This is a genomic window from Neisseria sp. HMSC070H10 (assembly GCF_001837635.1).
Taxonomy (GTDB): Bacteria; Pseudomonadota; Gammaproteobacteria; order Burkholderiales; family Neisseriaceae; genus Neisseria; species Neisseria subflava_A.
Map to the genome: position 1 here is coordinate 1 of NZ_KV833363.1, position 12,026 is coordinate 12,026.

At 47.7% G+C, this 12,026-nt stretch carries 12 protein-coding genes and 5 tRNA genes; 11 read left to right on the plus strand and 6 right to left on the minus strand.

The window, feature by feature from the left end:
* Positions 1-140 precede the first annotated feature (140 nt).
* Positions 141-626 (plus strand): DUF4189 domain-containing protein, encoded by a 486-nt coding sequence (locus tag HMPREF2606_RS02890; RefSeq protein WP_070713471.1) that lies wholly within the window; start codon positions 141-143, stop codon positions 624-626.
* Between the two features lie 72 nt (positions 627-698).
* Here HMPREF2606_RS02890 and HMPREF2606_RS02895 read toward each other — a convergent pair whose 3' ends face one another.
* The 4 genes from HMPREF2606_RS02895 to HMPREF2606_RS02910 form a co-directional block, all read right to left on the minus strand.
* Positions 699-1,139, minus strand: a complete 441-nt coding sequence (locus HMPREF2606_RS02895; RefSeq protein ID WP_070608621.1) for a hypothetical protein — start codon at positions 1,137-1,139, stop codon at positions 699-701.
* A gap of 70 nt (positions 1,140-1,209) precedes the next feature.
* On the minus strand, positions 1,210-1,656 hold the full coding sequence (smpB, locus tag HMPREF2606_RS02900) for an SsrA-binding protein SmpB (RefSeq protein ID WP_070843289.1): 447 nt from the start codon (positions 1,654-1,656) through the stop codon (positions 1,210-1,212).
* An 84-nt stretch (positions 1,657-1,740) separates the two neighbouring features.
* Positions 1,741-1,956, minus strand: a complete 216-nt coding sequence (locus tag HMPREF2606_RS02905; protein WP_070843290.1) for a branched-chain amino acid ABC transporter — start codon at positions 1,954-1,956, stop codon at positions 1,741-1,743.
* A 75-nt stretch (positions 1,957-2,031) separates the two neighbouring features.
* Positions 2,032-2,235, minus strand: coding sequence for a cold-shock protein (locus HMPREF2606_RS02910; RefSeq protein WP_002217533.1), 204 nt, complete (start codon positions 2,233-2,235; stop codon positions 2,032-2,034).
* A 257-nt stretch (positions 2,236-2,492) separates the two neighbouring features.
* Between HMPREF2606_RS02910 and clpS the strand changes: the two genes are divergently transcribed.
* The gene (gene clpS / locus HMPREF2606_RS02915; RefSeq protein ID WP_003679561.1) at positions 2,493-2,804 is read left to right on the plus strand and encodes an ATP-dependent Clp protease adapter ClpS; all 312 of its coding nucleotides are present in this window, start codon (positions 2,493-2,495) and stop codon (positions 2,802-2,804) included.
* Positions 2,805-2,807: 3 nt separating this feature from the next.
* A complete protein-coding gene (clpA, locus tag HMPREF2606_RS02920; protein ID WP_070843291.1) occupies positions 2,808-5,087 on the plus strand; it encodes an ATP-dependent Clp protease ATP-binding subunit ClpA in 2,280 nt (759 codons plus the stop codon).
* A gap of 66 nt (positions 5,088-5,153) precedes the next feature.
* Here the strand turns inward: clpA and tkt are convergent, their stop codons facing one another.
* Positions 5,154-7,133 carry a transketolase gene (gene tkt / locus HMPREF2606_RS02925; protein ID WP_070815040.1) on the minus strand — a complete coding sequence of 660 codons (1,980 nt, stop codon included), beginning with the start codon at positions 7,131-7,133 and terminating at the stop codon, positions 5,154-5,156.
* A 449-nt stretch (positions 7,134-7,582) separates the two neighbouring features.
* Between tkt and ccoG the strand changes: the two genes are divergently transcribed.
* From ccoG to HMPREF2606_RS02960, 8 genes are all read left to right on the plus strand, one after another.
* Positions 7,583-9,067 carry a cytochrome c oxidase accessory protein CcoG gene (gene ccoG, locus HMPREF2606_RS02930; RefSeq protein WP_070460945.1) on the plus strand — a complete coding sequence of 495 codons (1,485 nt, stop codon included), beginning with the start codon at positions 7,583-7,585 and terminating at the stop codon, positions 9,065-9,067.
* A 5-nt stretch (positions 9,068-9,072) separates the two neighbouring features.
* Positions 9,073-9,639 carry a FixH family protein gene (locus HMPREF2606_RS02935; RefSeq protein ID WP_083325213.1) on the plus strand — a complete coding sequence of 189 codons (567 nt, stop codon included), beginning with the start codon at positions 9,073-9,075 and terminating at the stop codon, positions 9,637-9,639.
* A gap of 675 nt (positions 9,640-10,314) precedes the next feature.
* Positions 10,315-10,875: a CDP-diacylglycerol--glycerol-3-phosphate 3-phosphatidyltransferase gene (gene pgsA, locus HMPREF2606_RS02940; protein ID WP_003679552.1), complete on the plus strand. Its 561-nt coding sequence runs from the start codon at positions 10,315-10,317 to the stop codon at positions 10,873-10,875.
* Positions 10,876-10,969: 94 nt separating this feature from the next.
* Positions 10,970-11,045 (plus strand) — tRNA-Gly (locus tag HMPREF2606_RS02945).
* 24 nt (positions 11,046-11,069) lie between these two features.
* Positions 11,070-11,145 (plus strand) — tRNA-Gly (locus HMPREF2606_RS02950).
* A 31-nt stretch (positions 11,146-11,176) separates the two neighbouring features.
* Positions 11,177-11,250 (plus strand) — tRNA-Cys (locus tag HMPREF2606_RS02955).
* Between the two features lie 10 nt (positions 11,251-11,260).
* A tRNA-Cys gene (locus HMPREF2606_RS11035) sits at positions 11,261-11,338 on the plus strand.
* A gap of 21 nt (positions 11,339-11,359) precedes the next feature.
* Positions 11,360-11,449, plus strand: a tRNA-Leu gene (locus HMPREF2606_RS02960).
* A 96-nt stretch (positions 11,450-11,545) separates the two neighbouring features.
* Here the strand turns inward: HMPREF2606_RS02960 and HMPREF2606_RS02965 are convergent.
* On the minus strand, positions 11,546-11,986 hold the full coding sequence (locus tag HMPREF2606_RS02965) for a tyrosine-type recombinase/integrase (protein ID WP_283120568.1): 441 nt from the start codon (positions 11,984-11,986) through the stop codon (positions 11,546-11,548).
* Positions 11,987-12,026 lie beyond the last annotated feature (40 nt).

The window sequence follows — 12,026 nt, forward strand, 5'->3', positions numbered from 1 at the left end:
GGGATTTTGGGGAATTTTGCAAAGGTCTCGGCCTATAATCTATCTGCCACACTCAAATATTCATTTTAAAAGCAAATTTATATCAAATAAGTACTTTTGCTTTATAATAACAACAAATACCCAACAAACAGGGAACGAACATGAAAAAAACTCTAATGACACTGATCCTTTGCGCATTGACTCCTGCCGCCCTGGCTGCCGATACTTACGGCTACCTGGCCATGTGGCAAAACCCTACCGACAGCAATGAAGTGCTGCAAATCAAAACCACTAAAGAAAATGCCACCCAACTGGATGCGACAGCCGAACTCGAAACATTCTGCAAAGGCCAAGATGCCTTAGCCGGCATCAGCTCAGGCCAAGCAACAGGCTGCAAAACGGTTGTCCCTCTGCACAACACCTGTATCGCTGTTGCCTACCCTAAAGCCATGGGCAAATTGACTGCTCAAAACGTAGTGGCCATTACCTCCCCACGTTTCAAAACCGTGCATCAAATTGCCTTGAACCAGTGTATCAAAAAATACGGTTCACAAGGACAATGTGCTTTAGAAACAGTCTATTGCACTTCTGAAACCTACTATCAAGGTACGGTCAAAACCCTCTGGGAAAAAATCAAATCCATTTAAGGCCGTCTGAAAATAAAACCGGCTTGCCCGATATTCTCCATATCACGGCAAGCCGGTTTTTTATTCTGGCTTTTATTTGCTGTTTTTTTCCAACAATTTGGCCACAACGCCTTCAGCCTGTTTCACCAAATCAGGATTGGTTCGGAAGTGGTTTTCATCATTTAAAGAGTAGCTGACAGTAGAAACCGCATACTTCGTGCTTCGCAACACAAATACGCCTTTACGCAAGATTTCGTCATTGCCTTTGGTTTTGTAACGCAGGTTATACGGGCAAGAAGAATCATACAGTTTGCCACGGTTGTCCGCTGTCACAATAGTGCTGCCAATGCCGCGTTTTGCCAAAGCTTTAGACAAAGCACGATCCAAATCATGCGGCCTTACTTTTGCATTTTGAATGATGCAGACATGTTTGATGCTGGTCAGCTCTTCAGGTTTCAATACTCTTTGTTCCGTAGTGGAACACGCGCCCAGCAACAATACGGCTGAAGCCGCCGCTAAAATCATGGTTTTCATCTGTTTTCCTTTTTAAAATTTTCAAACAATAAATATTCAGACGGCCTTTATAAAAGGCCGTCTGAAAAAATCAACGTACGTTTTTCATCAAACGCTGTTTCTCACGCTTCCAATCCGCTTCTTTCAGGCTTTGGCGTTTGTCATGCTGTTTCTTACCCTTGGCCAAACCGATTTCCACTTTGATTATACCGCGGGTGTAATGCAGGTTTAAGGGCACAATCGTATAACCGGCACGTTCGGTTTTACCGATTAACTTGTTGATTTCCGATTGTTTCAACAACAACTTACGCGGACGGACAGGGTCGGGTTTGACGTGTGTCGAAGCAGTGGGCAATGCGGTAATGTGGCAGCCCACCAAATAGAATGCGTCTTTTTTCCAGTAGATATAGCTTTCTTTTAATTGCACGCGTGCAGCGCGGATGGCTTTGACTTCCCATCCCTCCAATACTATACCGGCTTCGATTTGGTCTTCGATAAAGAAATCGTGAAAGGCTTTTTTATTATTGGCAATACTCATTGTGCTGATTCTTTACAAACTTTTCAGACGGCCTATTTTATCAGGCATGCTTAAAAAATAAAACGGCAAACGGTTTTGAAACGTTTATTTGCTTAAAACATGGCGGCGGTAAAAGCAGTCTATATCGGCAATCGCTTTTTTATCTTCAGGGCGCAAATCCAGTTTCAAATCGGCAAGGCGGATCAAGATTTGGTCTTCACGCTCGGCAACGGCGCAGCTAACCTCGCCTTCGCTGCGAAAATGACGGATAAGCTCGTCCAACTGGTTTAAAGCATTTTGATAAGATGAATTTTGATTCATAATTTTTGACTCGAACGCCCATAAAAAATGGCGGGAAACCCCGCCATGATTTTACGGCTTATGCCGCGCATTTGATTAAGCAGCTTGAATATTAGCAGCTTGTTTGCCTTTAGGGCCGGTGGTTACGTCGAAAGACACGCGTTGGCCTTCTTTCAGGGTTTTGAAACCTTCCATGTTGATCGCTGAGAAGTGAGCGAACAAATCTTCGCCACCTTCATCAGGAGTGATGAAACCAAAACCTTTAGCGTCGTTAAACCATTTTACGATACCGGTTGCCATTAGAAACTTCCTATACTTAAAAATTAACAAAATCAGCAAAACAAGGCATACAGCAAACTAAAACGTTCAGCGTTTCTCCCGCGTATTGCATACGCGGTCGAGTGCCAACTTCTGCTTAACCGTCTTTTTACATTTGTTAAGACAAAACGTCAAGCTATGTTTTCAAAAAAGTGGCAAAATAGAAAAAAATTGCCGAAATACAACAGAAAACGGTTTACACTCTAAAACAGGCCGTCTGAAAACTGAAACCTAAGATTATGAACCATCCGAATACCGACCACCAATCCGATACCCTGCTCAGCGATATCAACACACAGCCGCCGAAACGTTACGGCGTATTTTTATTGAACGACGATTACACCACCATGGAATTTGTCGTCGAAATCCTGACCGAAGTCTTTATGCTTGCACAGGAACAGGCAGTGGCCGTCATGTTGCTGGTGCACCACGAAGGCAAAGGCCTGTGCGGCACCTACACGCGCGATATTGCCCAGACTAAGCAACATCAGGTCATGGAACGTGCCAAAGCTGAAGGGCATCCGCTCAAATGTATAGTCGAAGAGGTTTAAACCATGCTTTCACCCGAATTGGAACACATCCTGCAACTGCTCTACCGTGAAGCACGCAACGCGCGTTATGAGTTTATCAGCTTAGAGCACCTGCTTTTGGTGCTGATAGAAGAAGATGCAGCTGTGCCGAACGTCTTGAAACTGTGCGGTGTGGATTTGAAAGTCCTGTCCGAGCAGCTTGCCGCCAGCGTTGCTGAAAATACGCCGCAAATTCCCGATCATCTTCTGGATACGGTCGAAACCCAGCCGACATTGGGCTTCCAACGCGTCATCCAACGGGCGATGGTGCATACCCAGTCTGCCGGTAAAGCCGCAGTAGAGCCTTTGGATATTTTGGTTGCCATGATGAGCGAATCCGAAAGCCATGCCGTTTATTTCCTCAAATTGCAATCCATTACACGCTTTGAAGTCTTGCGTTGCATTGCCCATGGCTCGCCCGATGACGAGGACGGCAATGATTCAGACGGCCTGGGACGCGAGGGCGAAGAAGCGGAACAAAAAACCGGCTCCCTTTCCGACTACACAGTCAATCTCAACACTGAAGTCAAAGCCGGCCGTATCGACCCTTTGATTGGTCGCAAACACGAAATGGAAAGGCTGGTGCAAATCCTATGCCGCCGCCGCAAAAACAATCCACTTTTGGTCGGCGAAGCTGGCGTGGGCAAAACCGCGCTGGCGGAAGGGCTGGCGCATCAAATCGTCAACAGCGACATTCCCGACGCGCTTAAAGATGCCGAAGTGTACGCGCTGGATATGGGTTCGCTTTTGGCGGGCACGAAATACCGCGGCGACTTTGAAGCGCGGGTCAAATCCGTCTTGAAACAGCTCGAAAAAATCCCTCAAGCCATTTTGTTTATCGACGAAATCCACACCATCATCGGCGCGGGCAGCACCAGCGGCGGCACGATGGACGCGTCCAACCTGCTCAAACCCGCACTGGCAAAAGGTTCGCTGCGCTGTATCGGCGCGACCACTTACGACGAATACCGCACTATTTTCGACAAAGACCACGCCTTAAGCCGCCGCTTCCAAAAAATCGACGTGGTCGAACCCACCGTCGCCGAAACCGTGCAAATCCTGCGCGGCTTGAAACCGATGTTTGAAGGTTTCCACCAAGTCCGCTACACGCAAGGCGCACTCGAAGCCGCCGCCGAACTCTCCGCCCGCTACATCAACGAGCGTTTCCTGCCCGACAAAGCCATCGACGTGATGGATGAGGCAGGCGCGGCGCAACGGATTCTGCCCAAATCCAAACAGAAAAAAGTCATCGGCAAAGCGCAAATCGAAACCGTCATCGCCAAAGTCGCGCGGATTCCCGAAAAAACCGTGTCGCACGACGACAAACAAGTGCTGCAATTCCTCGGACGCGATTTGAAAAACATGGTTTACGGTCAGGAAAACGCCATCGACGCGCTGGTTGCCGCCGTCAAAATGTCGCGTTCCGGCCTCGCCCTGCCCGACAAACCCATAGGCTGCTTCCTCTTCTCCGGTCCGACCGGCGTCGGCAAAACCGAAGTCGCCAAACAACTTGCCTACTCGATGGGCGTACCGCTGCAACGTTTCGACATGTCCGAATACATGGAACCCCACGCCGTATCACGCCTGATCGGCGCGCCGCCGGGCTACGTCGGCTTTGACCAGGGCGGCCTTTTGACCGAAGCCGCCAACAAACATCCGCATTGCGTATTACTCTTAGACGAAATCGAAAAAGCCCATCCCGACATTTTCAACGTCCTCCTGCAAGTCATGGACGCAGGCAAACTGACCGACAACAACGGCAAGAGTGCCGATTTCCGCAACGTCATCCTGATTATGACTACCAACGCAGGCGCTGAAAGCCTCAGCCGACCCAGCCTCGGCTTCACCGCCAAACGCGAACGCGGCGACGAAATGCAGGCGATCAACAAACTCTTCACACCCGAGTTCCGCAACCGCTTGGACGCGATTATCCCGTTTGCACCCTTGTCCGAACCCATCATCGCCAAAATCGTGGACAAATTCCTGCTCCAGCTCGAACACCAGCTCCTCGACAAAAAAGTCGAAGCCGAATTCACTCAGGCATTGCGCAAATATCTGGCGGAAAAAGGTTTCGACCCGCAAATGGGCGCGCGCCCGATGCACCGCCTGATTCAGGAAAAAATCCGCAAACCGCTCGCCGACGAACTCCTGTTCGGCAAACTCACCGACGGCGGCTTCGTGCGGATAGACTGGGATGCAGCAAAAGAAGAAGCCGTGTTGAAGTTTAAGAAAAACAAGGTCAAACCTGAAGCAGAAACTGTTTAACCGACTGAAAAATAAAAGGCCGTCTGAAATTTCAGACGGCCTTTTTATCTCAATCAAAAATCTGATTTACAAGACGGATTTAACAGTGGCAATCACATTGTCTACGGTAAAGCCGAATTCTTTGAACAGCAAATCAGCAGGTGCAGACTCGCCGAAGCGGTTGATACCGACTACTGCGCCGTTCAGGCCGACGTATTTGTACCAGCCGTCGGCGTGTCCGGCTTCTACGGCTATGCGCGGCAAGCCTTCCGGCAGAACAGCAGCTTTATAGGCGGCGTCTTGGCGGTCGAATACATTGGTAGAAGGCATAGAAACGACACGCACGGCAATACCTTGTTCTGCCAATATTTTTTGAGCTTCTAAAGCCAATTCAACTTCAGAACCGGTAGCAATTACAACAGCTTGCGCATTACCTTGAGCTTCACTGATGACGTAGCCACCGCGTTTGATGTCGTTCAGCTGTTGCTCATCACGCGCTTGGAATTTCAGGTTTTGACGGCTGAAAATCAAGCTGGACGGGTGGTCGGCCGCTTTAACAGCTTCAGACCATACCACTAAAGATTCAACGGTATCACATGGACGCCATACGTCCATATTTGGAATCAGGCGCAAAGTGGCAGTTTGCTCGATAGGTTGATGGGTTGGACCGTCTTCGCCCAAACCGATAGAATCGTGGGTGAACACAAATACAGGGTTGATTTTCATCAGCGAAGCCATGCGCAAGGCGTTACGCTCGTATTCACTGAACATCAGGAAAGTCGCGCCAAATGGTTTCACACCGCCATGCAGGGTAAGACCGTTCATGATTGCGCCCATGCCGAACTCGCGCACACCGTAGTGAATATAGTTGCCGCCGTGTTCGCGGGTAACGGAAACGCTGTTTGACCAGTCAGTCAGGTTGGACGGGGTCAAGTCGGCAGAACCGCCCACCAATTCAGGCAGCTCTTTTGCCAAGATTTCGATGCTGTTTTGGCTGGCTTTACGGGTGGCGATGGTTTCTGCTTTGGCGCACACTTCTTTCAATGCGGCTTGAACGTATGCATCAAAGTTGTCCGGCAGTTTTTTATCCATACGGCGCACGAATTCTGCGGCTTCGGCAGGATATTTGGCTTGATATTGAGCGAAGAGTTCGTTCCATTCGGCCTCAAGTTTCGCGCCTTTTTCTTTTGCATCCCATGCAGCATAGATTTCTTGAGGGATTTCAAACGCAGTATAAGCCCAACCCAAATGTTTGCGTGTGGCTTCGATCTCGTCCGCACCCAAAGGCGCGCCGTGGGTTTTGTGGCTGCCTTCTTTATTGGCACTGCCTTTGCCGATTAAGGTTTTGCAGCAAATCAGGGAAGGTTTGCCAGTTTCGGCTTTGGCTGCTTCAATAGCCGTCTGAATGGCAGCAGTGTCATGACCGTTTACATTTGGAATCACATGCCAGCCGTAGCTTTCAAAACGTTGCGGAATATTTTCGGTAAACCATCCGTCCACTTTACCGTCGATGGAAATATTGTTGTCATCATATAAAACAATCAGTTTGCCCAAGCCCAAAGTACCGGCAAGCGAACAGGCTTCATGCGATACGCCTTCCATCATACAACCGTCGCCCATGAAGACGTAAGTGTGGTGGTCAACGATGTTCAAGCCGTCTTTATTGAACTCGGCAGCCAAGATTTTTTCAGCCAAAGCCATGCCCACTGCGTTGGCAATACCTTGTCCCAATGGGCCGGTCGTGGTTTCCACGCCGTCGGTGTAGCCGTATTCCGGATGGCCGGGGGTTTTGCTGTGCAGTTGGCGGAAATTTTTCAGATCATCAATAGAAACGTTGTAGCCGGTCAGGTGCAACAGGCTGTAAAGAATCATGGAAGCATGACCATTGGAGAGGACAAAACGGTCGCGGTTGTAGAATTTTGGGTTGGCCGGATTATGATTGAGGAACTTCGTCCACAATACTTCCGCCATTTCCGCCATACCCATAGGCGCACCCGGGTGGCCAGAGTTGGCTTTTTGTACGGCATCGACTGAGAGGAAACGGATTGCGTTTGCCAGTTGAGACATGGTTTGACCTTCCTTGGACAAGATTGGAAATATGAAAAAAGTGTGCCGATTATCGCCTGAATCAGCCGTGCTTTCAAGAATAGCCTTTGATATTTGCATTGTCAGACGGCATGATTTCCAACAGGCCATCTGAAACGGACGGGATAGATGATATTAACTGTTATTTCGTTTTGAAACAGTATGTTGTAAATTTTTTATCGGATAAATAGGAAATCACTATAAGCATAAACCTACACTTATTCCGTAAGTCTTTGAATACTGCTCTTTTCAGACGGCCTTGTATGAGACAGGAGTACCGCAACTATTGTTAAGGCTAAACCCTGCTTTTGCTTTGCATAGAGTCAAATGTTATGATTTTATATGCACTCCAAAGGCCGTCTGAAAATATTCGCATCAAACTACTACCATGACAAAAGGCTTGTGTGCACTTCGATTAAGGAACACTGATTATGTCACCCGAAAACCAAGCTGAAAACGCCACACCCTCAACAGAAAAAACGGCAAAAGCCACTCCGCCCAAACCTTCCAAACCCAAATCCAGCGTAATTCAAATTCATCCCGAAGGCGAACGCATCCATCCGAAAAAAGCAGAAGGACGCTTTGCCAAACTACGTATCGCCGCCGTATTGGCGACCCAGTTTGTATTTTACGTAATTCCATGGTTTAACTGGAGTAACCGTCAGGCAGTTTTATTCAATATCCCTGACCGTCATTTTTTCATTTTCGGCCTGTCACTGGGCATGGGCGATTTGATTTACCTTGCCTTGCTGCTGATGATTTGTGCTTTCGGACTGTTTTGGTGGACAACCATTGCCGGTCGTTTGTGGTGCGGCTACTCTTGCCCGCAAACGGTTTACACCGAAATCATGCTTTGGATCGACAACTTGGTTGAAGGCGACCGCAACAAACGTTTAAAACTGGAAAAATCGCCTTGGAACTTTACTAAAATCCGTATTAAAGCCACCAAATACCTGCTGATTTTCCTTGTCTGTGCATGGACAGGTATCACTTTTGCAGGCTGGTTTGTCCCTATCCGCCAGTTTGTTCCCGATTTATTCACCGGAGCAGCAGGCGGTGGCGCAATGTTTGCCGCAGCGTTTTACGGATTCATGACCTTCTTTTTTGCCCACATCATGCGCGAAAAAGTGTGTCTGCATATGTGCCCGTATGCACGCTTCCAAAGTGCGATGTTTGACAAAGACACGCTGATTATTTCCTACGATACCGAACGCGGCGAACCTCGCGGTGCACGCAAAAAAACCGCCAACAAAGAAGACAGCGGCTTAGGCGACTGCATCAACTGCACCATGTGCGTACAAGTCTGCCCCGTTGGTATCGACATCCGCGACGGTCTGCAATACCAATGTATCGGTTGTGCAGCCTGTGTCGATGCTTGTGACGAAATCATGGACAAAATGGGTTATCCTCGCGGCCTGATCCGTTATACTACCGAAGGCGCAATGGAGCATGAATACCCTGAAAGCGACATCAAAAAACGCCTGAAACGCCCTCGCGTTGCAGGTTATGGTGCAGTATTGTTTGTGGTTATTATTGCTTTCTTAACCGGTATTTCCACCCGTAAAATGGTCGAAGTGGATATTCTGAAAGACCGCGGCGTGATGGTGCGTGAAAACAGCCAAGGCTGGTTGGAAAATGCCTACAACCTGCGCATCATTAATAAGAGCGAACATGAGCAGACCGTTACTGCCACAGTCAAAGGTTTTGATGATATCGCCTTGACTGGCTTACCCGAAAACGGTATTAAAATTGCGCCACGCGAAACCGTGACCATTCCGGTTCAAGTATCCACCATCCCTGAGTACGCCGAAAAAGGCAGCCAGCCGATTGAATTTACTTTCACATATCGTGAAACCGATGACGCTGATGCCGAACCGACTGTCTTGAATGAAAAAGCAACCTTTATTGGAGAATAACAACGGTGTCCAAACCCAATTCCACTAAGCCTTGGTATAAACACACTTGGCCTTGGGTGCTGATGGCAGGTCCAATCTTTGTCGTTATCGCCAGCGTGTCTATGTTCTTCGTCGCAAAAGAACATACGACAGACTTAGTTTCCGACGATTACTATAAAGACGGCAAACACATCGAAATCCAGCTTCACCGCGATGAAGAAGCCGTTAAACGACAGATTCAGGTGCAGGTTTTAATCAGTCCGGACATGAATGCCGCCAAAGTATTCGTCAGTGGACAATTCGATACCAAACAGCCATTAAACCTATTGTTGATGCACCCAACGCGCAAAGCCGATGACCAAACCGTCAAGCTGCGCGCCGTAACAGCCGAACCGCAAAACGGCCGCATGGAATACGAAGCCGTCTTTAAACCTTTACGCCCAACCAATCATTGGTACCTGCGCGTTGAAGATGCCTCAGGCGTATGGCGTGTTGAAAACAAATGGATAGTCAGCCAAGGCAACGCAGTCAATCTGACGCCTATGGACAAATTGTTCGACAACGGCAAACAAGCCGCCTCAGAAGAACAATAAATCCCATGTCAGGCCGTCTGAAACCTTTCAGACGGCCTGAAAATCTTTATATCCTCTATCATTCTTTAAAATATGATTTTTTCCAATTGGCGCAGACTGACAGAAAATGAAGTCCGTATGGCAAAACAGGTTTTTGCCAACGGCATAGACTTCAACCGCATTAAAATATATCGTGGCATCCCCTTCCTACCCAACCCCAATACCGCCATTGCCCCCAATGGAAATATATATTTCCCGCGCAAACACTGCCCTGATGATTTCACTCAAGCCGGCATTGCCTACAAAATCTGGCTGATTCATGAGCTTACACACGTCTGGCAACACCAGCGCGGTCACAAAGTTTGGTTATCCGGTTTATTCATTATGCTCAAAGGCGGATATAGGAAACGCAAAGCTTACGCCTATCCCATGCCTTTGCCTCACTTCAACCAACTCAATATTGAGCAGCAGGCCGACCTCGTTGCCCACTATTTTGCAGCCACTTACCTGCCCAAAAACATTTATACCCCTCAACAACCCATTTTTCAGACGGCCTTAACAGACTTTCTTCACAACCCGCATAACAAAGCCCTTTGCCCACGTTACTTGTCGGCAAAAAAACAACACTCAAAAAAGCCCAGTAAGCAAATAAGCTATAATGGACAATCCGACACATCGTCCAAAAGGTCACAAACCATGCCTTGGAACATACCTATTTTACTTACCTGGATGCGCGTCCTATTAATCCCCGTGTTTACCATCCTATTCTATTTACCGAACACATGGATTCAACCACAAACCGTCAACTGGACAGCCGCTATCATCTTTGCACTTGCCGCTATTACAGACTGGTTCGACGGCTTTTTGGCACGCCGCTGGAAACAAACTTCCGACTTTGGCGCATTCCTCGACCCCGTTGCCGACAAGCTCATGGTTGCCGTTGCCCTGCTCCTGCTCGTCAGCCTTGGCAGAACATACGCTATCTTCGCCATGATTATTATTGGCCGAGAAATTACCATTTCCGCCCTGCGCGAATGGATGGCACAAATGGGCAAACGCGGCAGCGTTGCAGTGGCCACTATCGGCAAATTCAAAACCACTGCCCAAATGATCGCCATCTTCCTTTTACTTATCGGCACAGACAAATATAACGACCCTTTCTATCTCATTGGTAACATATTGATGTTTATAGCATCTGTATTGACCATCTGGTCCATGTGCTACTACCTGAAAATGGCATGGAAAGAATTCAAATAAAATTTTTAAAAAAATAAAAACAAAACACTTGACGCACACGATTAAATCCATAATAATTGCGTCTTCTTCGATATACGAAGCAACAAATATCAGAGCGGGAATAGCTCAGTTGGTAGAGCGCAACCTTGCCAAGGTTGAGGTCGCGAGTTCGAGACTCGTTTCCCGCTCCAGTTTAATTTCAGATGCACTCAAATGCGGGAATAGCTCAGTTGGTAGAGCGCAACCTTGCCAAGGTTGAGGTCGCGAGTTCGAGACTCGTTTCCCGCTCCAGTTTCATACTACAACACTCAAACGTAGTTTTGGCGAGATAGCAAAGTGGTTATGCAGCGGATTGCAAATCCGTCTACGCCGGTTCGATTCCGACTCTCGCCTCCATCCATTTCATGGCGGGGTGGCAGAGTGTTTATGCTATAAGGGGTGCAACCCTTATATAGGCCGGTTCAAATCCGCGCCCCCGCCTCCAATCTCTCAATTTATTGTCTACGCCCGGGTGGTGAAATAGGTAGACACAACGGACTTAAAATCCGTCGGCCCTAAACCGGCCGTGCCGGTTCGATTCCGGCTCCGGGCACCAATAAATATCTGAATTTATTGAAAAACCTAATATTCCAAATTTCTAATTGACAGCTTATTTGTAAGGCTGTCTTTTTTGTTTGTGCCTGATTTGTGTCTAACTTGCACCATTTGTGTCAAATGTGACAAGCTCGTGCAAAACTTGAGCATGTTGATGAAGATGTTCAGGAGCCAAATGTGCGTATCTCTGCACCATCCTTAACGTCTTCCAACCACCCATTTCTTGCAACACTCTCAATGGTACGCCAAGCTGAACTAACCAATTTGCCCAAGTGTGCCTTAAATAATCGTGCCAAATAAAGTCTTCTATTTCTGCCAGTTCTAACGTCTTCTTCCAATATCGGCTGTTAATGCCGCTAATTGGTTTATTCCGCTTATTCACAAAAACAAATTTCTTATGCTTGCCTATCTGCCGCTTTAATACTTCAACAGCAGTATCATTCAAAGCAACACCCAGTGTATTTCCAGCTTTCATTTCATCAGGATGATACCAACAGACCTTCCTGTCTAAATCAACCTGATTCCATGTCAAACCCAAACCATTTGAGACCTTTGCAAAATTCCCCAAAATCCCCTAA

Excerpts from the sequence above, each read along its gene's own strand:
- HMPREF2606_RS02890 (WP_070713471.1), top strand. The coding sequence starts at position 141 with ATGAAAAAAACTCTAATGACACTGATCCTTTGCGCATTGACTCCTGCC.
- HMPREF2606_RS02895 (WP_070608621.1), bottom strand. The coding sequence starts at position 1,139 with ATGAAAACCATGATTTTAGCGGCGGCTTCAGCCGTATTGTTGCTGGGC.
- smpB (WP_070843289.1), bottom strand. The coding sequence starts at position 1,656 with ATGAGTATTGCCAATAATAAAAAAGCCTTTCACGATTTCTTTATCGAA.
- HMPREF2606_RS02905 (WP_070843290.1), bottom strand. The coding sequence starts at position 1,956 with ATGAATCAAAATTCATCTTATCAAAATGCTTTAAACCAGTTGGACGAG.
- HMPREF2606_RS02910 (WP_002217533.1), bottom strand. The coding sequence starts at position 2,235 with ATGGCAACCGGTATCGTAAAATGGTTTAACGACGCTAAAGGTTTTGGT.
- clpS (WP_003679561.1), top strand. The coding sequence starts at position 2,493 with ATGAACCATCCGAATACCGACCACCAATCCGATACCCTGCTCAGCGAT.
- clpA (WP_070843291.1), top strand. The coding sequence starts at position 2,808 with ATGCTTTCACCCGAATTGGAACACATCCTGCAACTGCTCTACCGTGAA.
- tkt (WP_070815040.1), bottom strand. The coding sequence starts at position 7,133 with ATGTCTCAACTGGCAAACGCAATCCGTTTCCTCTCAGTCGATGCCGTA.
- ccoG (WP_070460945.1), top strand. The coding sequence starts at position 7,583 with ATGTCACCCGAAAACCAAGCTGAAAACGCCACACCCTCAACAGAAAAA.
- pgsA (WP_003679552.1), top strand. The coding sequence starts at position 10,315 with ATGCCTTGGAACATACCTATTTTACTTACCTGGATGCGCGTCCTATTA.